We start from the raw sequence: 24,690 nt of genomic DNA, 5'->3' as shown, positions 1-24,690 counted from the left end.
GGTTTGATGAAGGCATTGTGACTATGAAAGTTTTCAGTTTCAACCACCGCGACCACGCCCTGGACGTGATCGAAAGACTCAGCCCCCTGGCCCAGGATGATCTGGAAGTAACCCTGCGGCAGATCCCGGGGGTGCGGGGCGCCGTTGTGCTCGCCACCTGTAACCGCATTGAAATCCTCGTTGAATGCGACCCCGACGCAGCCCCCAGCCGCGATGCGGAGACTGCGATTGCGGACCTATTGGCCGCCCCGCTGGTGGGGACTCCACTTGCTGGCGAACGCGCCCGCACGTACGAAGGGGAAGCGGTTATTGACCACCTGTGCACCCTGGCGTGTGGATTGGAATCCATGGTGGTGGGGGAGCGGGAGATCACCGGCCAGCTGCGTCACGCCCTGCGGCGGGCAGAACGTAACCACACCACATCTGGTGCCACCACGTCCGCAATCAACTGGGCGCTACAGACCGCACGCATTGTGGAGCGCGAAACTGGGTTATCAGGCATGGGCCGCTCGGTTGCATCCGTGGCTTTAGACCACGCGGCGAGCCTCTTGCCCGCATGGTCGGACGTGACGGTAACCATGTTCGGTACGGGTTCGTACGCCGGCGCGACCGTAACGAACCTGATTGACCGCGGGTGCCGCAAAATCTACGTGCATTCACGCACCGGCCGAGCCAAGTCTTTCGCGCACGGCCGGGGCCTCACCGCCGTGACCAGTGACGAACAGTTGCAAGGCGCTCTGGCGCGCACCGACCTGATTGTTTCTTGCCGCGGCTTGGGGAGCCCCACCGTCACCACTGAGCACGTAGCCACCCACGTGCGCGATGGGCACCACCGGTTCGTGGTCCTCGACCTCGCGGTTGTGCGGGATGTGGACCCGCAAATAGCGCAGTTCGATGGCATCACCCTGATTGACTTAGAAACCGTGCGTAGCTTGGTGCCAGATTTAGCTCCAGAGCGCACCGAACGGGCCCGCCAAATTGTTTCTGAGGAGGTACGCGGGTACCTGTGGAAAGAAAATGCGCGCCAACTGGGGCCAACTATTCACGCACTCGATAATTACATGCGCACCCTAGTGGATGAGCAGATGCGGCGCCTCCCGGAACGGCCACTGCGGCCCGACGACGTGGAGAAAGCGCTCAATCGGATGGCACGCAAAATCCTGCATCAGCACACCACCGCGGCCCACACTGCCAGCGCGCACGGGCAGGCGGGGCAGTTTATGCAAGCGGTGCGCATGCTCACGGGCGTGAGTTCCGAGACACCAGAGGCTTCACGAGCGCAAGTGCGCAAACCAGTGGGCAGCACTGAAACACCAACCGAGACTGAATCCGCTTCGAACCAGATTCTAGACGCCGTTAAGGAGAGCGCTTGACTAACACCGACCCCCTTTCGCCCTACGATGCGGTACTGCTGTGTTCCTACGGTGGGCCCGACGGGCCAGCCGCAGTGCTCCCATTTATGCGCAACGCCACGAAAGGCCGTGGGGTACCTGATGAGCGGTTAGAAGAAGTTGCGGTTCACTACCGTGCTTACAACGGGGTTAGCCCCATTATTGCGCGGAATAACGAGCTTGTGGAAGCACTTCAGAATACGCTTTCTTCCCGAGGATCCACCCGGCGCGTGTATTTAGCGAACCGTAACTGGCATCCATTTTTTAAGGAGACTCTCCGGCGGATGATCCACGCGGGACACCGCCGCATCCTCATGCTGCCCACCGCTGCGTTCGCCAGTTATTCCGGGTGCCGGCAGTACCGGGAGGACGTGTGGCAGGCCCGCCAAGACCTCATTGAAGAAGGGGTGGTGGGGGCCAGGGACCTCCAGGTTGAACGCGCCCCGCTGTACTATGACCAGCCAGGATTGGTGGAAACGAACGCGCAATCTGTGGCTGCCGCCTGGAAGGAACTGCTAGATCAAGGGGTGCAGAACCCGCGGCTGCTGCTGGTAACCCACTCGATCCCAAACGGGATGAACGCGGCCTCGGGGCTACCTGGGCACAACTATGTTGAGCAACACGTGGAGCACATTAACGCTTTACTGACGCACCTGGAGTTTGAACCGAAGTGGGAACTCGTGTACTGCTCCCGTTCCGGCCCCGCGTTCGTGCCGTGGCTAGAGCCGGATGTTAACGACGCGATCACCACGTGCGCCAACAGTGGTGTGGACGGGGTCTGCGTGGCCCCGATTGGGTTCGTGCAAGACCACATGGAGGTGGTGCACGACCTCGACACGGAAGCTGCGCAAACCGCGCAAGAACACGGGTTAGCATTCACCCGCGCCGCCACCGCAGGTACCCAACCCCTGTTTGTTGAAACGTTAGCGCAAGTGCTGGAGGTCCGCGCCGCCCACGCCCGCTCCGGGATGGACCCGCGCCTCACTGGCCATTCGTGGCACGACGCAGATGTGGACGCATGTTGCGTGGAACGCCCGGGCGCTGCGATCCCTCATGCAATATCACAAGAAATAACGAAAGAGGAAACGATGACAACTGGACATCCACATGGACATGCTGGCTCCCATCCCGGTGGGCACCCCGGCGGGCATCCTCACGAAGCACATCCCACTGGGCACCAGGCGGGGCCGGCGGATCCGCGTGACCACAAGGTAAGTGCCGACGAAGTTAACGCGAAAGACCACTATTTCTTGTTCACCGCGCTGGCGGACATGCGTGAATACGACGCGGAAAACGCAACGGAACTGGCGAAAGAAGTAGAGGACGCGATCGCCGCCCACGACGTGACGGTGCGTGGGTTCTACAATGTGGAAGGTTTCCGTGCGGACGCGGACCTGATGGTGTGGTTCTACGCGGACGAGGCGGAGAAGATCCAAAAAGCATACCGGGCGCTGCTGGACTCGCAGTTGGGGCAGTCGTTGGAACCGGTGTGGAACAATTTTGCGGCCCACATTCCCGCTGAGTTCGATGCCGCGCACCTGCCAGCTGCGATCGACGGTTCCGCTCCGCGCGAGTGGTGTGCGGTATACCCGTTTGTGCGGTCCCTGGACTGGTACTACCTGAACCCGAACAAGCGCCGCGCGATCTTGCGTGAGCATGGAATGAACGGGAGGGACTTCTTGGACGTGAAGATCTCCACGCTCGCCAGTTTCGCGTTGGGTGACTACGAGTGGATGATCACCCTGGAAGCGGACTCACTAGATCGAGTTATGGGCGTGCTTCGTAAACAGCGTGAAGTTGAAGCCCGCTTGTACACGCGGATTGACACCCCGTTCTACACTGGGCGCCGCATGGAACTAAAAGACTGGATCGCACGGTAACCACCAGTTAGTTAAACCCCGAGGCGGTGGTGCTAGTAGACGCTAGCGCCGCCGCTTTCTAATTTGCTGGTCGAAGACACATACTGGTAAAAATCACACCTAAACTACTGGGTTAGTTCTACTTCATTGCTGTTGAATGAATGCGTGGCACATCCGTAAGTATGAGGTCCTTGGTGTCGCTAGGGAATGCTAGCCCACCAGGATCCAGACTCATTCTTAGTCACGTAGATGAACACTTCTTTGTGCGTACTATCAGGTACAAGCACAGTAAAGAAACCAGAATGTGGATCTATTTCTTCTACCTGCCCAAGATGAACGTGTTTATTTTCGACGTCGTTTCTGAGCGTCCGTGTCGCAACAGGATTATTGAGAATCCGCTCGAGTTGTTCGTAGTTCTTCTTATTAATAGTAGAAACTGTTTTGTTTGCCAGGTTCTGCACTCCTGCTTCAGAGCGGTTTGAGGACCTTAAAAACCATGCCGTAGCTAATAGAGCCAAAACTACTGCAGCTACCAGTATTATCTTCCAGTAGATTGAACTTCGATTATGTTCTGTATGCATAGAACACCCCTCCTTTCCAATCCAGAAGAACCTGGTTCAAGCTACGGCGGTAGCGATTAGCGCTGTGGTATGTGAAGTAAGGTACGCCGTTGCTGTAATACGAAACCATCATCGTGTGAATCTTTTGATTCGAATTTTTAGGCTTAACCTGGAGTACATCACCTTTTCGTAGTTGCCATACGTTTGACAGCATAGATGTACGTCCACTACTGCGTGCAAAAGTTGCCCAATATTCTACGCTGGTCCACGACCTACTCTGATTAAATCTTGAGTACCACCAGTAGTTGGCATTTCGAAACCAACCGGGTTTATCTTTCCAACCACCTGCTCTTAAAGCTTGACTGACAAAGTTTGTGCAATCTCCGCCATTGCCCTTGAACGATCGATACGCAGGATTATATTTGTTCCAATACCTTTCAAGGTAACTGGCCATGGCTGCATAGTTATATCCTTTCGCACGAAACGTCTCTTTCACCTGCTTGTTGGCCTCATCCAGACGCTCAGTAGATGCGGGAGTGGCACCTTCTAAGCTCAGCCGCGTCTTTGCGTCATCGAAACTCTCTGCATTACCCTCAACGAGCGATTGAGCTTCCTCAAGTGGTAGCAATCCAGTTGGTTCCAAGTACTGATCCTTAATAACCTCCCATTTACCTCCCGGTAGCGGAGAGAAGGTGAGCGCGTGATGGGTCTCATAACCTGTCTCCGTGCTATTAGAACAGATTGTCAGATACGTCGTTTCAGTTACAATAGCTTTAACAGTTCCATTGCGTTGATGAGTGGTTGAATTAATAACAGTGTTAGTGCGCGAATCGCAATAGGTTTCTCCCATGCCTGCAAGCTCTTTGCGATACCGCTCAACTGCCTGTTCAAAGCGTTCATTCCCAACACTATTGCGCTCAGCACTTCTTCTGTCAATCTTATGAGGGGAGTCGTCAAGCCCGTATCCATGAACCAAGATGGAGGCATCCGCCTGAAATTCTTTTGTTGCGACTTGTGCTAGCGCCTGGGGATTGAGTGGGGGTTTCTCACCCGAATCTGCGAACGCGGTTGTTAGTGAACTAGTCACTAGCATAGTAGTAAGCGCAAAAAACAATGATCTAAAATGCATATGCTTAGTGGTCCCCATATTGATACTCCTAACATGACATCATTGTCGGATACTATAGAAACGAAAGTGTTCTCTAGAAGAGTACAAGATCGTTATCGACCTGACAAGAGTTTTCCACCAGATCGTCACCTTCTTACCAAAATTCTACTGGAATTGCGACGAAAGGACTAGCGATGAGGCGGCGGGTGAATAGTTTTCTGGCACCCGCTTATTTGTAGGGGCTGAGGAGCACGAAGAAGGTGAGGATAAACAGGAACTGGGCGGTGATGGGTGCCCACAGGGTGTTGAACATGCGGCGCAGTGAAAACAGGAGCACGCCGGTTATTGGCCCGGAAAGGGCGATGACAATCATGTAGGTGTGCGTGCGGGCAGTTAGAGCAAGCGGAAGTATCCACAGGGTAGAAGCGAGCATGACAACCAGCGCCACCCAGTGGTCACGGCGGATAAACGTACGTGCCCGGGCCACAACAAAGCCGCGAAGCACATACTCTTGCGAAACCGCCCAGACCGCTGCAGTTAGGAACCCGACGGTGAACTCGCTGGTGGAAATATCCGATTCGTTCAGGGCGTAAGCGATGATGATGATTATCCCCAGCACGGTCAGCACACCCATCAGCCACCATAGGCGCGAAATCCGTGGTTGAATATGCAGGTCGTAGAACGGTTCGGGTTCTGCGGATAGGGCGGAGCCGAATCGCACGTCATCATCGGTGTCCAACGGGGGAGCGTACGTGGGGGCGCGCCCTCCTTTTTCTGGGGGAACATACTCCGGTTCCGTCCACGCGACGTAAGAAAGCCGGGACCTGCGCAGCCACGCGCGCGCCACCAGGGCGGATACGAACACGGGAAGCGAGATTTCAAATAGTGCCGGCTGCCAATAGTGCAGTTTCGCCAGCGCTGGAATGTCTTTTGAAAGCAGGTGCACAGCGGCAAAATGTCCCACTAGTCCAAGGGCTAACAAAACGGTGAAAATAGCAAAAAACTCCGTGCAAAACCGCGTTAGTCCCCGTTTCTTACTCAGCCGCATCAGAACTATCTTCCAGTCTGGATTGAGTGGTGGAGGCCGCGGTAACTTCACCGGGCCCACCTGAATGCGTAGTTTCTTCTCGGACAGCTTGGGTTTGTTTGCGGGCGGAATGTTTGCCCCAAAGCCTCACGATTAAATAGATGGCAAACAAGGCGAGTAAAGCGGGGAAAACCCAGGTGGGAACCGCTTTACTGACTGCGAGAATGCGGGTTTCCCATGCTACCTGCGTGGAGGAGTCCAATAAACTAGGCAGGTTAATTTGCCCACCTGTGAAAATGAGAACCAGGCCGAGGAGGGCAAAAATGATCCCGGAAATCAGGTTCAACCAAGTCGTTGACCGCCCCAGAACCTGCACGGGGCGGGGCCGCAACCAACCTTTCTGGGCGATATCGAATGCTTCCCACAGCCAGGCAAGCACCCCGATCGGCAGAGCCATCCCCAGGCTGAAACAAACCATGAGCCCAACCCCGGTGAGAGTGGAACCACCCCACGCAGCGCCGGCCAGCACCGCCCCTAGAATCGGGCCGGAACACCCGATGGCAGCTAAAGAATAACCCGCGCCCAATGCGAACACAGCGAGAATGGACGGGGCTTTTTCGCCATCACGCTTTGTGCCCCGAGCCATCAACCGCGACGCCGCCGCGGGAGTCGGGAGGGACACGGCGAAAGCGTGCGCCACTCCGAACAGCAGAACCAACACCCCCAGGACGGTGGCGATTGTCGCCGTGTGTGCACGGATGAACCCACCGAGCGTGGCGGCAAACGCACCCATCGGAACCGTGACCGCCAGGATCCCAAGCAGCAGTGCGAACGTGCGGGAAACCAAAACCCGCGGCGATGTGAACGCGTACGCAAAAAATGCGGGTAACAAGAGCGCGGAACAGGGGGCCACCAGGGTTAACACGCCGCCAAGAAACGCTGCTAAATAGCCGATTTCCATACTTTCCCTACTTCGCGGAAGCCTCTTCAGCCTGCTTCTTAATCGTATTCAAGAAGTACTGCGTGGGGTAGGCCCCCGAAATGTAAGTTTTGTTAATCGCACTGAACGGGGTGGATAGAATGTTCAGTTCCTGCTGGGCCTTCTGGGTTTCTAACTCCACGGTCTGTTTGGTTTGCGCCGAGTCTAAATCGGCCTCAAACTTCTGCATATCTTTAATTCCACTGGCCTGCGCGATTTCTAACACGGTGTCGCGCGTGTACTCAGGGTGGCCGTTACCTGCAACGGAGTACGCGTGCTGCACGAACTGCCAGAAATGCCCCTGGTTCGCCGCAGCCTGCCCACCGTACGCCGCTATGTCAGAACCGTAATTGCGGAAAATCACGTTGTTGCGAAACTCTAGGCGCAGCTTTCCCTCATCCGTTAGCTTTTTCAAAGACGGGAACGTTTCGTGAAAAAACTTGGTGCACATTGGGCACGAGTAGTCTTCCATCATCACCATCACCACGGGTGCATCCACCGGCCCGAGGGCCCGCGGGTCACCTTTTTCGCGATGCGCTTGCTGCTGTAGTACCTGCTGAATATTCGTGTCGGGCGGGGTTTGCGCGTACTCATCTTCGATCGCGTCCTCCCCCTGTTGTGCCTGGGCTGCATCCGACTGGGAATCTTGCGGCGTCGCGTTCCCATCCGCTGGGGCCGCCCCCTCTTGCGAATCACTATTCCACGACTTAGTTGCATAGAACGCGATCACCAGCACCAAGGCAACGGCGGCGGCTGCGATCAGAATCTTCAGGGCCCGATTACCTTTACTCGGCGTACCCGGCTTGTTAGGTCGCGTGTCTTGTGTTTTTCCCATAGAAAAAGCATCTCACATGTGCCCAAGTACCCTGAAAGCGAGATTTCTGTGGGCGTGTGCGGCTAGAGAACCTACACGAGGTCGCGTTTTTGGAGGATACGCAGGGCGATCCACCCCAGGGGCGCGCGGCCGTAGAAGGTGACGAGGCGGTACAGGAGCGCGGTGGAGATCGCGATCCCACCAGGTACCCCCACGACGGTTAGGCCTGCGGTGAGGGTTGCTTCCACTGGGCCAACCCCACCGGGGGAGGGCACTACGGAGCCCAGTGAGTTCGAAGCCAGGTACGTGACCGTTAGCGTGGTTACGTCCAGTGAGTAGTTGAACGCGGCGAGGCACGCCCCGAACGTGGTGACGAATGCGGCGACGTTCAGCAGGTTCCCTAATATGCCCATGATCAGGCGGCGGGGTTCGCTGACGATCCACACGAGCCGGCTCCACATTTGGTTCCACGTGGGTTCGATTTTGCTCCAAATCCACGTGCGGATACGCGGCACAGCGGTGATTGCGATCGTTATGAGGCACACGACGACCACCACCCAAACAATCGTGGAGGTCTCGATGTCGAAGGTGGCGGAACGCCCTGTGAAGATCACGATGAACAGGAGGGCGGTGATGGTGATGACCAGTTGGGACACTTGCACGAGCGCGACGGTGGCGATCCCAACTGGGGTGTCTACGCGGCGCTTGTTTAAGAACCGCAGGTTCAGGGCGGCGGGCCCAACCCCGGCGGGTGCCACCATTGTGACGATTGAGGCTGCGACCTGTACGAGCGTGGCTTCGTGCAGAGAGATTTTTTCTGGAGAGAACGCTTTGAGTGGGATCGCTGCCCCCAGGTAGGTGACTAGGGAGGCGATTACCGCCACGATTATCCACCACGGGTTCGCGTTCGACACGGCTTTGATGACGGATTGGAAGTTCAGGGAGCCGAGCAGTACCCACAGCGCGATCACTCCGATGATGGTGATTGCAACCGTGCGCATAGAGAATCGTTGCAGGTTTAGGGTTGGCACTTCCTCTTCGGCCACCTCACCGGTCATGTGGGAGCGCAGTTCGGTGAGCATTTCCCGGTTTTCCCGCAGGGCTTTGCGCGTAATGGTTGGCAAGATCGCGGGTTGAAGCGTGGGGGAGGCGAACGTGATGGTTTTTTTGCCAAATACTTGTTGAGCTAGGGTAACGGCGCGTTCCGTACCTATTTTGAGGGACACAGCGGTCACTAGTTGCGCGATGTCGATGCGTTGGCTCAGGGAGGAGGCGGCGACGTTCCCGTCTTCCCAGTTCAGCAGCCACGGTTTATTCGACTCGTCGAACGCAAGCGAGTTCTGGTCGATCACCCGGTGCGTAATCCCTTGTTCGTGCGCGGTTTTCAGTTCCGCGTACAGGCCCACTATTGCGGTGTCGTCCAGTTCTTCGTTTGGAATTTCGGTGAGGGGACGCAGCCCGGGGACGCGTTGCTGCACGGTGACTGCCAGCGCTCCGGACGCGCCGAGACCAAGCACGGCGGGTGTGGCTACCCCCGCTTTGTGCGCTGCGATTTTGACGAGGGCTTCGCGTTCCATCATCGCGGTGGTGGAGGTGGTGAGTGCGCGCGAAAGGCCGCGCAACCGCAGGTTGTTCCACAGGTCTTTCAGCAGGGAGTACACGCGCGCGTCGGGGTCTAGCACCAGCAGTTCGTACATGTTTCCCGCTTCGTCCCAGCATGCGTAATGCAGGTTCGCGTCACTGCGCCGCAAGCTAGGTACCTCCACGTTCACCACCCGAGGTTCTTGCGATTCCACCTGTTTGCAGCCCAGCGGTAGGAACGGCGCATTCCACACGGAACGTTCGCGCGGGACCTCATGGATTTCAAAAGTAGCTAAGGGCCGTTCGGTTGTGTCCACGTCTGTGCGCACGATGTGGGTGGGAATAATCCCGATTCCGAGGAGGGCGTCAACCAGGTCGGTTAGGCGCTCATCGCTTTCTGTAACCCCCATTATCCAGCGCGTGGCAACTCCCACGAGGCGGCCTAGTAGCACGGAAATCAACGCGCCCGACAACGGTAGGGTAGAGCGCAGAACGTGAATAGATGTGAACGTAAAAAGCGCGAACCAGGAGTAGCGGATCATCCGGTTGCGGTTAGATTCACCCGAAACAGTCAGCAGAGTTGCCATGGTCGCTGCCATCGCGTCGATCGCCACGCGCGTGCCTGTCTGGGAAGAAACCAGTAGGCGCCCCAGCAGCCAAACCGGCAGGTGCTGGGCGAATACTTGCAAAAGAGTACAGATGGCGACCGTGACTACGGAGGCCGCTACCGCCTCAAGAATAAGTGGAAACCGGCTTTTCAACAGCAGGTACCCCACGATCGCGACGGGAGCGATGAGGATGAACGCGGATTCTACGAACGTGATGGGCAGAAGCAGGATCTGGTGGAGCACATCGGTGAGTGCGGACCGCACGTCTTGCGCAACAGCGGCGGTAGTGGAATGCGCGTACGTGCTTAACAGCAGCAGGGAGCCGATCCCAAGGATACATAGGGTGAGGTCGAACGCGTCTTCTGCGCGGCGGGCCCGCCCATTAATCCGGTCGGACACTAACACGGGTTGGGGAAGCCGAGACACCGCTGTTAGCGCAGAAGGGGACGTGGAGCTCATGGTTTCCAGCTTACGCAAACACGCGCGGTAGTGAGAACACCACGAGCCGACGCGGCTTGGGTGTGTGCAAGTGTGCAAGCACACCGATTCTTTCGGTAGTAAAACCACGCGCACCCTTTAGGCTTAGAGATGTTTGAATCGTTTAGCACACGAACTGGAGGCCCGAGGTGACTGCACTGGCTGCCGCGTTGGCGTATTTGCCGCAGTGGTTGGAATCGTTCATTAACTGGTTCAAAGACCCAGAGTCACTGCTGCTCGCGTTGGGCCCGTGGGTACTGGCGGGCGTGGCGCTGATTGTGTTTATCGAGTCGGGTGTTTTGTTCCCGGTGCTGCCGGGGGATTCGCTAGTGTTTTCCGCCGGTTTGCTGCACGAGCGGCTGGGGCTGCACCTGTGGACTTTGGTGGCGGTAATTGGGGTGTGTGCGCTCGCGGGCTCCCAGGTGGGGTACTGGTTGGGAGCGCGGTTTGGCCGCAGGTTGTTTAAAGACGACGCGCGGATCTTGAAAACTGAGTACCTGGTGCAGGCGGAGCATTTTTTTGCTCGCTATGGTGGGCGCGCGTTGGTGATTGGCCGGTTCGTTCCGTTTGTACGCACATTTGTTCCGCTTGTAGCGGGGATGGCGCGGTACCACCACGTGCGGTTTTTGCTGTGGAACCTGGTGGGCGCCCTGCTGTGGGGTTCTGGCCTGACCGTCCTGGGAGCCGCGCTTGGGGGCGTGCAGTTCATTCACGACAACCTGTCCGTAATTATCCTGGTAATCGTATTCGTGTCCCTCCTTCCCATGCTCGTTGAGTTTCTGCTGCACCGCGCGCGCGAAAAGAAAAAAGACGGTTCGAAAACGAGCCCTTCCAACCTGGATGCTTCGAAACAGGATACGGATGAGGGGGGTCGCGCATGATTCTGTGGTGGCTGCCGGCGCTCATGTTCGTGGTGTTGGTGGCGCAGTACGGGTGGGCGCGCAGCCGCGCAGCGAACCAGGGGCCCTTGTTTGCACTTGCGGTGGCGCCACTGGTTTCGTTTGGGTTTATCACGATTTTGACCGCGTTGTTGTCGCGGCTTTCACCGGTTAGTTTAGGTTCGTTAGCAGATTCTTTGGGGTTTAATTCCCATGAGGGACTCTGGCGCCCCATACTCGTATTTCCCACGCTCGGTGTGCTGGCTGTTTTGGGCGCCGCGTGGGCGCGAACCTCAAGCAAAAATCAAACGCAATCCCGACGGGACGGACAGGCGCAAATCCCACGTAACGGCCAGGCGCAGGCTTTAAATGGAAAGTGGGCGTTTGGCCGGCTGCAGGCGGTGGCGGTAGCGGTTGGTGTGGCCGGTGGATTAGTTCCCTTTTACTGGGTGGTGGATGCACGTAACCCGTTGCAGCAGTGGGATCCGTCGTTCCACTTGAATGCGGTTTACACGGTTTCGAAAACTCATGAGGCGTTCCCCGTCGGCGCGTTAGACCCGATGATGGGTCACGGCCCCTCAAACACGTATTATCCAGACGGGTGGCATGCGTTCACCGCGCTGTTCACCCCGCTGGGGCAAGGCACTGGAGTGGCACAGGCCGTGAATGCGTCCAGCGTTGTGCTAGTGGTGTGCTGGGTAGTGGGGATGGCAGCGTTGCTGCAGCAGCTGCGGTTGCCGCGCCGCGCCCAGCTGATCGGGATTGTACTCGCCGGGTTCGCCCTGTCTTTTCCCGCGGATTTCATCTCTATGTACGCGCAGTGGCCGAACGCGTTTTCGATCGTGATGCTGCCCGCACTGATTACCATTTCCGTGCACTTGGGACGCATACTGGCCGGACGGGTGGAGACCCGGATAAACCGCGCCAGTGAGGTGGTGGCTAGCGTAAAGGGAACTCTCCACAACAAAACGCGCGCCAGCGCCTCCCGCGGTGATTTGCCTTCCAGTGATTTGGCGTCACGTGATTTGCTGCCAGGTGATTTTCCTTCTGGGCAAGTAGCAAACGGTGCGCAAACCCCGGCCCCGTTGCGGTCCGTGGTGGCGCTGCTGGCGGTGTGGCTGGTGGCTGCGGTGGGTGCGGTTGGGTTGCATCCGATTAGTTTCTTTAACGCGGTCGCGGTGGTTGTTGTCCCGGTGGTCGCGTGGTTCATCACTCGGATCCGGTGGGCTTGGCAACGTGGGGCACGGGGCGTCGCCGGCGGGCTCGCTGCCGTGATTTTAGTGCTGGTGGGGGCGCTCGCGGGGTTGGCGATGAGCCCGCTGACCCGATCTGTTGGTTCGTTTGCCCGCGACCACTCGTGGGGCGCCGCCCTGATCCGCCCGTTCATGCCCGCCCCACCGTTTCCAACCACAGTTGGGTACGTGCTGTACTCTGCGGGCCTCGTTGCGTTGATCGCACTGGGGTTGCGCGCATTGTGCCGCCGCCCAATTGTGCGCGATTCTGCCGGAGTGGGGCCGCGTTGGTTAGCGGGGTCGTGGCTGCTGTTCGCATTCTTGTTGTTCTTGGCGAATGCCCCAGATTTTGGCTTGAGGTTCCTCGCGGGCCCCTGGTACACGGATGGGCGGCGGATTGCGGGCGCGATGATGGTGGTTGTGGTGCCGCTCGCTGCCCTTGGGGTGCACAGTGCGTGGTGCTGGTGCGTTGCCCGCGCGCGGGGGCGGCGCGGGATGTCGGTTGCGGTTCCGGTGGCTGTGGCTCTGGTGTGCGTGCTTTCGTTTGATACGCGTGTGGCGGCGCTGCGCACGGTTTATGACCCCCAGAATCTTGGTAAGGCAGGGATGGCGTCGGCGCAGGAACTGCAGTTGGCACGGTCCGCGAAGCTCGATGGAGCGGTAATTGGAGATCCGTCGCAGGGCACGGTGTATTTCCAGGCGCTGGGCGGTAACCGGGTGCTGTTCCCTCAACTGTCTATTACTGAACCCGATAAACAGGTGCGGCATTTGGTGTCTGGGTTTAAGAATATTCACTCGGACCAGGCGGTGTGCGCGGCATTGCGGAAGATGGATGTGCGCTACTTTTTTGAGTCGCCCGATCGGAATTATTACAGTACTCCCAGGTCGCACAAGTGGCCGGGTTTCTACGGGGTGGATACTTCCAAAGGGTTTGAGGTTGTAGCTAAAGCGGGTGAAAGCACGTTGTATCGAATAACGGCGTGTGGCTTGTAGTTAGCAAGCGGATTTTCTGTGTGCGGCGGCCCCCGGGTGGGGGCCGCCTCCTCATGCGGACCAAGGTCCTAAGTGGTAGCGTGGAAATCCCTGGGACCGCCTCAGTGTGGACGGCATTTTCCCAGGTGAGAAGTGGCGTGAGAGCGCTGATGTTCAAGTATTAGGGAGGTAGCCGAAATGGCTTACAAGACCACGAACCCTTACACCGGCGAGGTCGTCAAAGAATTTGATACCGCTACCGACAATGAGGTTAAAGCGGCTTTGGATAAGGCGCACGAGGCGTTCAAGAGTTGGCGTGATACGAGTTTGGAAGATCGCGGTAAGGTTTTGCAAAAGGCCGCGGACCTGATTCGTGATAAGAAAACGGATTTGGCGAAAATCATTACTTTGGAGATGGGTAAGGTTTTGCCCGAGGCCGAGGCGGAGTTAGATATCTGCATTGGCATGCTTGAGGACTATGTGAATAACGGCGCGAAGTATTTGGAGCCGCGCACGCTGGAGTCCGAGAAGTACGGAAAAGGGAATTGCCAGTTGGTTTACGAACCGCAGGGCATTATTTTTATTGTTGAACCGTGGAACTTCCCGGCTTACCAGATTGTGCGGGTGGCGGCGCCACAGTTGATGGCCGGTAACGTGGTGGTTTTGAAGCACGCGTCGATTGTGCCGCAGAGTTCGCAGGCGTTTGAAGATTTGTTCCGTGAGGCCGGGTTGGTTGAAGGTGGTTTCACTAACCTGTACTTGGCTCACGAGCAGTCGGAGCTGGTGATTTCGGATCCGCGTGTGCGTGGTGTGGCGTTAACGGGGTCTGAGGGTGCTGGTGCTGCGATTGCATCGCTGGCTGGTAAGTACCTCAAGAAGTCCACTTTGGAACTTGGTGGTGCTGACGCATTTATTGTGCTTGCTGATGCGGATATTGATAAGACCGTGGAGTGGGCTGTGTTTGGTCGGCATTGGAACGCGGGCCAGGTGTGTGCGGCGTCTAAGCGGATGATTATTGTTGATGAGGTTTATGACGAGTTCGTCGAGAAGTACCGTGAGGGCGTAGCGAAACTGCGGGCGGGTGATCCGATGGATCCGCAGACTCAGTTGTCGCCGCTGTCTTCTGCGGAGGCGAAGACGAAACTGTTGGAGCAGATTGAGAAGGCGAAGGCAGAGGGAGCAACTGCGGAGGAACTGGGGGATCCGGTTCCGGAGCAGGGGTTCTTTGTACAGCCCACGATTTTGACGGGCATTAAACCGGGTACGTACGCGTATTCGCATGAGTACTTTGGTCCGGTTTCGCAGTTGTACCGGGTTAAGGACGAGGCGGAGGCCATTGAGTTGGCTAACGATTCGCCGTTCGGCTTGGGTGGTTCCGTGTTCACATCTGATGAGGAGCATGGTAAAGAGGTGGCACGGAAACTGGACACCGGCATGATCTTCATTAACCACCCGACGGGTGTGGGTGCTGACATTCCGTTTGGTGGAGTGAAGAACTCCGGTTACGGCCACGAACTGATTGACCTGGGTATCCACGAGTTTGTGAATGCGAAACTAGTGGTGAACGCCGGGATCGACAGCGAGTTCTAAACAACGCTGATAGGGCAAAAGCTCAGTTAGTATACTTTCCCCCGCGATTCTTGTGGTTCGCGGGGGAAAGTATTGTGCTGGGGGATAATCTAGGGCTCGGTTAGCGCCTATTTCGCGGTTTTCAACCGAAGTGAGTTCAGCACAACGATAACTGAGGAGCATGCCATTGCTGCGCCTGCGATCATGGGGTTCAGCAGGCCCGCGATCGCCAGTGGAATCGCCGCAACGTTATAGGCAAACGCCCAGAACAGGTTCTGTTTAATAACTCTTAAAGTGGATCGCGAAATCCGGATAGCAGTTGCAACTGCTTGCGGGTCCGAACCCATCAAGGTAATGTCCGCAGCTTCAATTGCCACTTCCGTTCCCGAGCCCATAGCCATCCCTAGGCCACGCGTACCCGCCTGAGCTAAAGCCGCCGCATCATTCACTCCGTCACCAACCATCGCGACAACGTGACCGTCCTGCTGCAGGTCCGCCACTACGTCCCGTTTATCGTTGGGCAGTACGCCGGCGTGCACCTGGCTGATTCCCACCTGGTTCGCAACATGCTGGGCTGCGCGCTCATTGTCACCGGTCAGCAACACCGGCTCCACCCCAAGGCCACGCAACTGCTGCACCGCGTCAGCCGAGGACTCCTTCACCTCATCGCGCACCCAGAATGCTCCCAAAACCACGCCGTCACTCACCTGCGGGTCTGCTCCAAACTTCGTAGAGTGGCCTGGTACCTCAAGGGAACTTCGCGCCTGATCGGAAGTGGAAGCCCCCGCGGAACCGGGCGCATCAGAAGAACCGGCAGTAATGCGCGAACCCAAATCGTGGCGGTTCAAAACGGTGGCGGTGTACCCGGCTTTCTCAACGGTGTCCACCAGATCCTGGTCGCTGACGTCGTCAAATAGTTTTACTTGCGCCTGCTCGGTCGCCAGGTTCACCTGCGCATCCACACCCGGAAGCTTCTTCAACTTGCGTTCCACTCGCCGCACACAAGACGCGCACGTCATCCCCCCGACCGCTAAATCCACAGAATAAAGCGCCTGAGGGTCCGCGGAACCATCCGCCGCCGAACCCGTGGGCGCAGCAGAGCCCACGGCGGTGGGGCCTGCACTAGCACTTTCTCGCATAGTGGCGCTGTAGGCAGAAGTGCTGGCAGCTGCCGTGTTGGTAGTCGAAGTGCTGGCGCCGGTGTCGGTGGCAGAAGTAACTGCGGTTAGGGGAGCGGTGGCAACCAGGCTTACGGTGGCACCGGATTCCTCACCGGCTGTGATTTGTTCAGTCAGCGCGGAAGTATCGAACCCGATTGATGCCATCCACCTGGGGCTGCCAACGAACACGCGCTGGTCTGCCACGGTGGCGCTAACCCCATGGCCCGCATGGTTCACAAAGTCCGTGGCTTCCACCGCCTCAGAGTCGAAGCTGCCGCTACCATAGTCCGCTACCGCTTGCGCAATCGGATGCGACGAACCGGCCTCAACAGCGGCAGCTAAAAGCGGCCCGTCGGCAAAATGTGCTGGGGCGGATCCACGGTTCTCGTCTGGCTGATGCTTTCGCGAGTGCGCATGCTTACCAGCGAAACGTGGTTCAGCTGACACAAAGCGGTCCACATGCATCTGCGCTTTAGTGATCGTCCCGGTTTTATCTAACACAGCGGTGTCGATCTGCCGGGTGGATTCCAAAATCTCAGGGCCCTTAATAACAATCCCCAGCTGCGCCGCTCGGCCCGATCCAACCAGCAACGCAGTGGGCGTAGCCAAACCCAGCGCGCACGGACACGCAATCACCAACACCGCCACCGCTGCCGTGAACGCTGGCTGCACTCCCGGCCCCCAAATGAGCCACCCAACCAGAGTTAACAGCGAAATCACCAGCACCGCCGGTACGAACACAGCAGACACCCGATCTGCTAAACGCTGCACCGGCGCTTTACCCGCCTGTGCATCCGTAACCATCTGCCCAATCCGCGCCAAAGTCGTGTCGGAACCCACGCGAGTGACCTCAACGGTCAACTGGCCATCCGTGTTAATCGTGGCGCCCGTAACCTCATCATTCACACCCACCTGAACGGGGGCGCTCTCACCCGTCAGTAACGACGTATCCAAAGCCGCGTGCCCACGCACCACGAGCCCATCAGTCGGAATCTTCTCCCCGGGCTTAACCACCACCAGGTCACCCACCTGCAGTGCGTCAACATCCACCAGTTCCACCCCACCAGCAGGCACCACCCGATGAGCTTTCTTCGCCCCCAGTTCCAACAAGGACCTCAGCGCATCACCCGCCCGGTAACGGGTCCGCGCCTCAGCCCACCTCCCGGCCAGCAGGAATGTGGTGACCATGGTTGCGGCCTCAAAATAAATCTCCGCATGCGACGTAGATGCATCTTTCGGCATGAGGGACATGTCCATCTGCATCCCAAGCGTGCCCGCACCCCCGAACAACAACGCCCAAACCGACCACATGGAAGCAACAATAACGCCCATCGAAACGAGCGTGTCCATGGTAGACGAACCATGCCGGGCCGCGCGGAACGCCGCCACGTGGAATGGCCACGCGCACCACGTCACCACCGGCGCAGCCAGCGCCGCCACAACCCACTGCCAACCGGTGAACTGCCACGCGGGCACCATCGACAGAGCCATCACGGGAACAGCGAACCCCACCGCCACAAAGAAACGCCGCTTAAGATCCTGTGCGCGGCGCTGCACATCCTCACCAATCTGCGCGTGCTGCATGCTGCCTCCCTAACTCAACAACGCCAACCGCCCCACACAACCTGGATGCGTGCGGGGTCGGTTAACTCGTCTTTATTTACCGGTGAACGTTTACCGGTTAATTGAAACCAGGTCGTAACCGGCCTCGTTAATGGCTTCGCGGATCGCGTCGTCCGAAATCTCCTTCGAAGTTTCAACCCGAGCGTGGCTGACCTTGTCCTCACCCGCATTCAAATCCACATCGACGGTATTAACCCCGTCGATTTCACCCAGTTCTTCCTTCACGGACGCAACGCAATGCCCGCAAGTCAAACCCTTAACATCTAGCGTGAAAGCACTCATGTTTCCTCCTACAATTCCCGCTTCCCAGTTCTAATGCTATTTGGGAATCGTTTCCGACTATACCCCCGAGGGGTATGCATGTCTAGGGTGTTTATTGACTTCTGCGCTGCCAGGTGGGGATGAAAACCATAGACTGAACTCATGGGGGTACTGGGCAACGCGATTCGGAAGCTACTGACCGCACACACGCGCCAAAATGCCTCAAAACCCGGTGACGAAGGTGTTCAACCACCTCGATTTGGCCCCCAGCGCACTCCCGTCCGGGCAGGTGCTTACCAGCGGGGCCGTGCGCGCACTGGCGACAGAACCCGCGCTGGCGACAGAGCCAGCACCCAAACTAACGCTCCCACCCAAGCACAGCTGTACCACTATTACTCTGCCCGCCAGGTGCCAGAAACGATGCTGCTAATAGATGGGGCCCGGCAACTGGCCCCTCTCATCGGCCGATTGGCAGGCAACGCGGCCGCGGGAATCTTCGCGTCCCTACCCGTGTGGGACGCGGGGGTACGTGCGCAAATGGAGAGGCAAGTGGTGGCGCGGGGCGAACAGATCGTCGAAGAATCCCAACGCGTGTTCTTCGACATGCCCGGCCTAGACACCTTGGTGATCCAAGCGGTCTGCCGGGTTGCACACGCCGTGTCTGCCGCATACCGCAGTGGCCTGCGGGTAGATCAGCTGCTCCACCCGTCGCATAGCAGCCAACTGGCCGAGCGGATCGCCCGCCTCCCACGCGGCGGATACGAATCGTTCATGTCCTTTTTCCTCGCCGCCGGCACCGCCATGGGCCGGTTCAGGGGCGGTGACGTGCGGGCAGATTTAATGTATGAGGACGGGCGGGAACGCCCCCTGCCTCGCGGTCACGCCCACGGGCAAGTAAGACGATTTACCGCCCCCGAGTCACTGCAGGACATGGCAGCGGATATTGACGACATTTACTGGGCCGAAACCACGGGTGCGATCGTGAAAATCACCCGGGTGGGCGCGGGACCGCAGCGGCGCTGGCTCATTTCAATCCCCGGGACGGATTCAGTTGAGCTGCGCACCACCCACAACCCCGCGGGTACCGAAACGAATATCCGCGAAATGTTGGGCCTGCGGTCCGCGGTTCGCATGGGGGTTCTAGCAGCATTCCGGCAAGCCATGGAGGCCGAAGGGCTCGACCCAGCTGGGTCGGATCGCGAACGTGTCACTATTGTGGGGCATTCGCAAGGTGGCATGGTGGCGCTCGGGTTGCTTCAAGAGCAAGTGCTGGCGATAGATGGGATTGTGACCCTGGGGGTACCTGGCCGGCGGGTGCGCATCCCCGCGGGGGTAACCGCGATTGCTGTGGAGCACGACCAGGATGTGATTCCCGCTTTCGACGGGCGGCCCCGCCGTTTAACCACCGACCGCGTGGTGGTGGGCCGGCGCCTTAACCGCCCCCGCAGCGGCGCATTGTATTACGCGCATTCTTCTGCGACTTACACGGACACGATTCGCCTGTTAGAGCGCCGCGCCCGCGTGGAACCGTTTTCGCGCATGGGGCGGGCGGTACGCAAACTTCAAGAACAGTTAGCGCACCCGGGGGAGAGAACGCGCGTGTACCATTTTGAGATTTCCCAAGACATTCTTGAGGGAGGGCCACCCTCGATTGACTCTGTATACGAACACATGGGGCCCGTGTGGCAGCCCCCGGACGTACCGTTGCCGGGGTTTGGAGGTAGTGAATGAGGTTCCGTGACCTGTTTGGAACAAGGGATGCGCGGGGGCGACGCCGACGTTTTCCAGTGAACAAGTTCCGTTCCGGTAAAGTGCCGGAAGTACGTAACCCGCTAATAATCGGTGGGATTGGCGCAAGTATTCTGGCTGCGTCGACCGCGTTGAAGTTTTTGCATAACCCAGATGTGGCGGCCGATGATCTGGCGCGGCACCTAGCCCAAGAACTGGAGGGTCGGCACGGTTTCGTTTCCGTTTCCGCCCAGGTACGCCGCGGGTTCGGTAAGCCAGCGCTCGCACAGGTGACCCTCAAGGTGCAGGATATGGCTCCGCATCCGACTGGTCAGCAAGCGCCTGAGGCACTGTGTGCTCTGTTGGACGAGGTAGCTCGGACCGTGTGGAACTGGGGCACCCCAGCTCCGATTTCCATTAGCGTGCAAGCGCAAGTGGGAGAGCATCCGGACAGTGAATGGGATTTGCGCAGCGCTGGGTTCAGCGACGCCACGGCCCGGCCGGCGGAACTGTACGAACGTTACGGTGCACCCGCTGCCGACCCGACCTGGCGCCCATAATTATGCAAACAGACGACCCAGTGCCACAAAACAGCCGGCCCTAATTGGGCGACCCGGCTCCACAAAACGAACGGCTCCCTTAAATTGCCGCGGAACCCTTAAGTGCGCCCTCGCCTGGTCGGACCCCTTAAGTGCGCCCGTTACTGGGGCTTGGAATGCTCGTCACCAAGAGGTGGGCACGGGCGCGCCTTCGCGGTAGCCGGACGCAGATTGCAACCCCACGATCGCGCGTTCTTGGAACTGTTCGATCGTGCGCGCTCCCGCGTAGGTAAACGAAGACCGTACGCCAGAAACGATCTGGTCAATCAGGTCCTCCACCCCGGGGCGTTCTGGATCAATGTACATGCGGGCCACCGAGATGCCCTCCTCAAACAGGGCTTTGCGGGCCCGATCAAAATCAGACTCGCCGGAAGTACGGCGCGTAACCGCGCGTTTAGAAGCCATTCCGAACGATTCCTTATACATGCGTTGGTGCGCGTCGAATTGCACGTCACCGGGCGACTCATAGGTGCCAGCGAACCACGAACCAATCATCACGTTAGACGCCCCCGCGGCCAACGCCAACGCCACGTCACGAGGGTGGCGCACACCCCCGTCAGCCCACACGTGCGCCCCCAACTCTTTCGCGGCAGCCGCACACTCCAAAACTGCGGAGAACTGCGGGCGCCCAACTCCGGTCTGCATCCGCGTGGTACACATCGCGCCCGGGCCCACACCGACCTTAACGATCGACGCGCCCGCCTCAACTAAATCACGTACCCCAGGTGCGGCCACCACGTTCCCCGCTGCAATCGGGAACCCATCTGGCAGAGCGCTGCGCACCTGCCGCACCGCATCCATCATCTTCGACTGGTGGCCGTGCGCCGTGTCCACAACAATCACATCCACCCCAGCCTGCACTAGCTCCACGGCACGCTGCGCGGGGTTGCGATTCATCCCGATTGCCGCGCCGATACGCAACTGGTTCTGCGCATCCACCGTGGGTTTGTAGATCGTGGAACGCAATGCCCCCTGCCGGGTCAGTAACCCCACCAGCTCACCGGCCTTATTCACCACGGGCGCCAGTTTGCGGTGCTCGGATTTCAACTGGTCAAACGCCTCCACCGGGTCAATGCCCTCGGGTAACGTCATCAGTTTCGTAGTCATCACTTCACGCACCTGCGTGAACCGGTCCACGTCCATCACGTCAGACATGTCCACCATGCCCACGGGCACGTTTGTCTCCGGGTTCACCACCACTGCTGCCCCATGGGAGCGTTTTGGCATTAATCCCAGCGCATACCCGCACGTGTGATGCGGTTTCACCACCACGGGCGTGTCGTACACCAGGTGGCTGGCTTTCACCTCAGAAACCGTGGAAACCACCACGTCCAACGGAATGTCTTGCGGAATAATCGCAATCCCCCCGCGGCGTGCCACCGTCTCTGCCATCCGTTTACCCGAAATTGCCGTCATATTGGCAACCACCAGGGGAATGGTGGTGCCCGTCCCATCACTCGTAGTGAGGTCCACGCGGCGGCGTGAACCCACGTCAGAACGCGACGGCACCATGAACACGTCGTCGTACGTCAGATCGAATGAGGGTAAAAGATTATTGAGGAACTTCACACGCCAAGCCTACCCAAAAACCACGCGGTTTGAAGCAACTCACAGGGGCGCGTGGTTAGATAGCACCTACACGCTAGTGGTGGCGCGTTGAACCACCTGCGGGCTCGGCATTACCCGGTGTTGATCTTCGCCAGAATCCATCGCATCGATCAGCACTTGTGCACTCGCGCGCCCCAGGGCCTCAGGATCACGCGACAACGTGGAAATAGAAGGGGAAAAAACCCGGCACAATACCGAATCTTCCCAACTAAACACACCCACGTCAGCGGGAATCGCTTTGCCTTGCGACAAAAGATAGTTAACTCCACCCAATGTGAGCATCTCGTTATCGTAAATAATCACGTCCACTTCGGGGTGGCGTTCCACAATCATGCGGGTAATCGCTGCGCCCGAATCTTCCGTGTAATCGGAGTTGAATGCGTACGCCTGCTCCAACCCCAAATCGCGCGCCTTATCTAGAAACGCTTGTTTGCGCACCGTCGTGTGCGTAAACGTTTCAATCCCAGAAACGTAGGCGGGAAAGCGGAAACCTTGCGCGAACACGTGGTTCACTACCGCATGCATCGCCAACGCGTCGTCCACAGAAATCGACGACCCCGCCCCCTGATCGTGCCCCACCGACACGGAAGCTAGGCCCAGGTCTTTCACAATCTGCGGGCGGGGATCATTATCCTTGAGGTCCACCAGCACCACGCCCCCAACCCGGTGGTTCGAGGCCCACTGCTTGTAAATCTCAACTTCTTGCGCAATGGTTTGCGCCAGGCGGAACACGAGGGGGCGGGAGGATTCCGCGAATACTTCGGCCAAGCCGCACAGGAATGGGAAGTAGAACCCTTCGTCGCGCACCGTTTGAGGGGGTCGGGTGAGGACGATGCCGAGCGCATCCGTTTTCCGTAGCGATAGTGCTTTCGCCGCCGGGTCTGGTTGCCACCCTAAATCGTTGGCGATATTGATGATGCGGGTGCGAGTGGCCTCCGAAACCCCAGGTTTACCGTTCAGCGCAAAACTAACGGCGCCGGGGGACACGCCGGCCTCCTGAGCAATATCGCGGATAGTCAACCTAGACATAAATCTATGTTACCTCAATCACTAAAGGTGTTCAGTTATTTGAAATAACTGCGCGTTAAGCCTTGACAAACTCCACTATAGCGGTTTAGTTTATTTAGTGGAAGTGGCAAGGAGGCAACATGCACGACAATCATCATCTGTTAGAAGCCCGCGCAAAACGCACGCTCATTGAACGTATCCGCCCCGCGCAGTTCACCAAACTGGCAGATGTGAACGTGTCCGCATGGAACGTGACACAAGACCAGACGCGGCCCGGACAGGGCGAACCAGTTCCGTTCAAAGACGCGAAGCAAGCTACTTACGAACCGGTTCAGATCGGGCAGACGTGGGGGCCGGCTTGGGGAACCACTTGGTTCAAGCTGGAGGGGAGCGCTCCTAAAACCAATCAAACCGTGGAGTTACACGTTGATCTAGGGTGGGAAGACCACTCGCCCGGCTTCCAGTCTGAGGGCCTTGTTTACACCCCGGATGGGCAGATCGTTAAAGCCGTTAATCCGCGTAACACTTGGATACCACTTACGGCCGGGGAAGATTTTTGCTTCTACATTGAGGCCGCGGCAAACCCCTTGCTGCTGGGCATCCCTCCGTTTGAGCCCACACAGTTAGGCCGCAAAACCACGAGCCCAGCTGAGCACATTTATAAACTGGCGGGCGCGCAAGTGGTGGCGGTGAACGACCAGGTGAGGGGCTTGGCGTTCGACATTGAAATCCTGTCTGAACTTGCCCAAACCTACAGTGATGACGACGCGTTGCGGCTGCGTTTCGCCCAGGTCGTCAACCAAGCCTTGGACGCGGTGGATCTAGATGATATTAAGGGGAGCGCACCCGCGGCCCGCCGCGTCCTTGAACCCGTGCTGGCTGACCATGCCAGTAAACACGCGCACCACCTAACGGCAGTGGGCCACGCCCACATTGACTCCGCGTGGTTGTGGCCGGTGCGTGAAACCCGACGTAAAGTTGCCCGCACAATCTCTAACGTGCTGCGCCTGCTTGACGACGGACACGAAATGATTTTCGCGCTCCCAGCTGCCCAACACGTGGCCTGGCTCGAAGAGGACCAGCCGGCACTGTTCGCCCGCCTCAAGAAGTGGGTAGAAAAAGGCAAGATTGTGCCCGTTGGAGGCATGTGGGTGGAGCCCGACGCGATGCTGCCCAGTGGGGAATCACTGTGCCGGCAACTCCTCCTGGGGCAAGAGTATTTCCAGAACAAACTCGGGGTCCGCTGCGACGGCGTGTGGCTCCCAGACTCATTCGGATACTCTGCAGCCCTACCGCAGATCGCTAAACTCGGGGGCGCCAAATGGTTCCTCACGCAAAAATTTCTTGGAACCAAACCGACGTATTCCCACACCACACGCTGCAGTGGGAAGGCATTGACGGCACCCGCCTGTTCACCCACTTCCCACCGGTCGACACCTACGGGGCAGAGATCAGCCCCGAACAGGTGCGGCATGCGGAAACGAACTTTAAAGATAAAGCACAGGCGTCAAGCTCACTGCTGCCATACGGTTACGGTGACGGCGGCGGTGGGCCAACCCGGGACATGCTCGAGCGGGCAAAGCGGATGGAAGACCTCTACGGTGCACCTACGATCGCGCATGAAACCCCGGACACGTTCTTTGCCCGG

At 58.3% G+C, this 24,690-nt stretch carries 17 protein-coding genes and 1 pseudogene; 8 read left to right on the top strand and 10 right to left on the bottom strand.

Annotated elements, in window-relative coordinates; translation table 11 throughout:
* Positions 1–23: 23 nt before the first annotated feature.
* Positions 24–1,373 (top strand): glutamyl-tRNA reductase, encoded by a 1,350-nt coding sequence (locus tag CJ187_RS07225; protein WP_102216903.1) that lies wholly within the window; start codon positions 24–26, stop codon positions 1,371–1,373.
* Positions 1,370–3,271, top strand: coding sequence for a hydrogen peroxide-dependent heme synthase (hemQ, locus tag CJ187_RS07220; RefSeq protein WP_102216902.1), 1,902 nt, complete (start codon positions 1,370–1,372; stop codon positions 3,269–3,271). The genes CJ187_RS07225 and hemQ overlap by 4 nt, the downstream gene beginning before the upstream one ends.
* Before the next feature lie 179 nt (positions 3,272–3,450).
* Here hemQ and CJ187_RS07215 read toward each other — a convergent pair whose 3' ends face one another.
* From CJ187_RS07215 to CJ187_RS07190, 6 genes are all read right to left on the bottom strand, one after another.
* Positions 3,451–3,831: a hypothetical protein gene (locus CJ187_RS07215; protein ID WP_146003110.1), complete on the bottom strand. Its 381-nt coding sequence runs from the start codon at positions 3,829–3,831 to the stop codon at positions 3,451–3,453.
* A complete protein-coding gene (locus CJ187_RS07210) occupies positions 3,815–4,957 on the bottom strand; it encodes an amidase domain-containing protein (protein ID WP_102216900.1) in 1,143 nt (380 codons plus the stop codon). The genes CJ187_RS07215 and CJ187_RS07210 overlap by 17 nt, the downstream gene beginning before the upstream one ends.
* 190 nt (positions 4,958–5,147) lie before the next feature.
* The gene (locus tag CJ187_RS07205) at positions 5,148–5,882 is read right to left on the bottom strand and encodes a hypothetical protein (RefSeq protein ID WP_284667330.1); all 735 of its coding nucleotides are present in this window, start codon (positions 5,880–5,882) and stop codon (positions 5,148–5,150) included.
* 70 nt (positions 5,883–5,952) lie between these two features.
* Positions 5,953–6,906 carry a cytochrome c biogenesis CcdA family protein gene (locus CJ187_RS07200; RefSeq protein WP_102216898.1) on the bottom strand — a complete coding sequence of 318 codons (954 nt, stop codon included), beginning with the start codon at positions 6,904–6,906 and terminating at the stop codon, positions 5,953–5,955.
* Positions 6,907–6,913: 7 nt separating this feature from the next.
* Complete coding sequence (locus CJ187_RS07195) at positions 6,914–7,759, bottom strand: DsbA family protein (protein ID WP_102216897.1); 846 nt, start codon at positions 7,757–7,759, stop codon at positions 6,914–6,916.
* A 71-nt stretch (positions 7,760–7,830) separates the two neighbouring features.
* A complete protein-coding gene (locus CJ187_RS07190; protein WP_102216896.1) occupies positions 7,831–10,386 on the bottom strand; it encodes a lysylphosphatidylglycerol synthase transmembrane domain-containing protein in 2,556 nt (851 codons plus the stop codon).
* A 167-nt stretch (positions 10,387–10,553) separates the two neighbouring features.
* On the opposite strand from CJ187_RS07190, the gene CJ187_RS07185 reads away from it, so the two are divergent.
* From CJ187_RS07185 to CJ187_RS07175, 3 genes are all read left to right on the top strand, one after another.
* Entirely contained in the window at positions 10,554–11,285 is a 732-nt protein-coding gene (locus tag CJ187_RS07185; RefSeq protein WP_233187383.1) for a DedA family protein, read from the top strand.
* A complete protein-coding gene (locus CJ187_RS07180; protein ID WP_102216895.1) occupies positions 11,282–13,507 on the top strand; it encodes a DUF6541 family protein in 2,226 nt (741 codons plus the stop codon). The genes CJ187_RS07185 and CJ187_RS07180 overlap by 4 nt, the downstream gene beginning before the upstream one ends.
* Positions 13,508–13,684: 177 nt before the next feature.
* A complete protein-coding gene (locus tag CJ187_RS07175) occupies positions 13,685–15,076 on the top strand; it encodes an NAD-dependent succinate-semialdehyde dehydrogenase (RefSeq protein ID WP_102216894.1) in 1,392 nt (463 codons plus the stop codon).
* A 107-nt stretch (positions 15,077–15,183) separates the two neighbouring features.
* On the opposite strand, the gene CJ187_RS07170 is transcribed toward CJ187_RS07175, so the two are convergent.
* Complete coding sequence (locus CJ187_RS07170; RefSeq protein ID WP_102216893.1) at positions 15,184–17,799, bottom strand: HAD-IC family P-type ATPase; 2,616 nt, start codon at positions 17,797–17,799, stop codon at positions 15,184–15,186.
* Between the two features lie 90 nt (positions 17,800–17,889).
* Positions 17,890–18,120, bottom strand: coding sequence for a heavy-metal-associated domain-containing protein (locus CJ187_RS07165; protein ID WP_102216892.1), 231 nt, complete (start codon positions 18,118–18,120; stop codon positions 17,890–17,892).
* A 141-nt stretch (positions 18,121–18,261) separates the two neighbouring features.
* On the opposite strand from CJ187_RS07165, the gene CJ187_RS07160 reads away from it, so the two are divergent.
* Together CJ187_RS07160 and CJ187_RS07155 are read left to right on the top strand one after the other, a co-directional pair.
* Positions 18,262–19,830 (top strand): alpha/beta hydrolase, encoded by a 1,569-nt coding sequence (locus CJ187_RS07160; protein ID WP_102216891.1) that lies wholly within the window; start codon positions 18,262–18,264, stop codon positions 19,828–19,830.
* On the top strand, positions 19,827–20,387 hold the full coding sequence (locus CJ187_RS07155; RefSeq protein ID WP_102216890.1) for a hypothetical protein: 561 nt from the start codon (positions 19,827–19,829) through the stop codon (positions 20,385–20,387). Before CJ187_RS07160 ends, CJ187_RS07155 begins: the two co-directional genes overlap by 4 nt.
* Before the next feature lie 162 nt (positions 20,388–20,549).
* On the opposite strand, the gene CJ187_RS07150 is transcribed toward CJ187_RS07155, so the two are convergent.
* Both CJ187_RS07150 and CJ187_RS07145 read right to left on the bottom strand, forming a co-directional pair.
* Complete coding sequence (locus CJ187_RS07150; RefSeq protein ID WP_102216889.1) at positions 20,550–21,995, bottom strand: GuaB1 family IMP dehydrogenase-related protein; 1,446 nt, start codon at positions 21,993–21,995, stop codon at positions 20,550–20,552.
* Between the two features lie 66 nt (positions 21,996–22,061).
* The gene (locus CJ187_RS07145) at positions 22,062–23,063 is read right to left on the bottom strand and encodes a LacI family DNA-binding transcriptional regulator (RefSeq protein ID WP_102216888.1); all 1,002 of its coding nucleotides are present in this window, start codon (positions 23,061–23,063) and stop codon (positions 22,062–22,064) included.
* Between the two features lie 119 nt (positions 23,064–23,182).
* Here CJ187_RS07145 and CJ187_RS09425 point away from each other — a divergent pair.
* Positions 23,183–24,663, top strand: a pseudogene (locus tag CJ187_RS09425) (alpha-mannosidase); the annotation flags it as partial.
* Positions 24,664–24,690: the final 27 nt, after the last annotated feature.

It is taken from the genome of Gleimia hominis, from assembly GCF_002871945.2.
In the GTDB taxonomy this organism is placed as follows: domain Bacteria; phylum Actinomycetota; class Actinomycetes; order Actinomycetales; family Actinomycetaceae; genus Gleimia; species Gleimia hominis_A.
This window is presented reverse-complemented; position numbering and strand designations above follow the sequence as displayed.

What these genes read in the sequence shown, in the direction of transcription:
- CJ187_RS07145 (WP_102216888.1), bottom strand. Translation starts at nt 23,063, where the DNA reads ATGTCTAGGTTGACTATCCGCGATATTGCTCAGGAGGCCGGCGTGTCC.
- CJ187_RS07155 (WP_102216890.1), top strand. Translation starts at nt 19,827, where the DNA reads ATGAGGTTCCGTGACCTGTTTGGAACAAGGGATGCGCGGGGGCGACGC.
- CJ187_RS07210 (WP_102216900.1), bottom strand. Translation starts at nt 4,957, where the DNA reads ATGGGGACCACTAAGCATATGCATTTTAGATCATTGTTTTTTGCGCTT.
- CJ187_RS07215 (WP_146003110.1), bottom strand. Translation starts at nt 3,831, where the DNA reads ATGCATACAGAACATAATCGAAGTTCAATCTACTGGAAGATAATACTG.
- CJ187_RS07190 (WP_102216896.1), bottom strand. Translation starts at nt 10,386, where the DNA reads ATGAGCTCCACGTCCCCTTCTGCGCTAACAGCGGTGTCTCGGCTTCCC.
- CJ187_RS07175 (WP_102216894.1), top strand. Translation starts at nt 13,685, where the DNA reads ATGGCTTACAAGACCACGAACCCTTACACCGGCGAGGTCGTCAAAGAA.
- CJ187_RS07195 (WP_102216897.1), bottom strand. Translation starts at nt 7,759, where the DNA reads ATGGGAAAAACACAAGACACGCGACCTAACAAGCCGGGTACGCCGAGT.
- CJ187_RS07200 (WP_102216898.1), bottom strand. Translation starts at nt 6,906, where the DNA reads ATGGAAATCGGCTATTTAGCAGCGTTTCTTGGCGGCGTGTTAACCCTG.
- CJ187_RS07180 (WP_102216895.1), top strand. Translation starts at nt 11,282, where the DNA reads ATGATTCTGTGGTGGCTGCCGGCGCTCATGTTCGTGGTGTTGGTGGCG.
- CJ187_RS07165 (WP_102216892.1), bottom strand. Translation starts at nt 18,120, where the DNA reads ATGAGTGCTTTCACGCTAGATGTTAAGGGTTTGACTTGCGGGCATTGC.
- CJ187_RS07225 (WP_102216903.1), top strand. Translation starts at nt 24, where the DNA reads ATGAAAGTTTTCAGTTTCAACCACCGCGACCACGCCCTGGACGTGATC.
- CJ187_RS07170 (WP_102216893.1), bottom strand. Translation starts at nt 17,799, where the DNA reads ATGCAGCACGCGCAGATTGGTGAGGATGTGCAGCGCCGCGCACAGGAT.
- CJ187_RS07160 (WP_102216891.1), top strand. Translation starts at nt 18,262, where the DNA reads ATGGGGGTACTGGGCAACGCGATTCGGAAGCTACTGACCGCACACACG.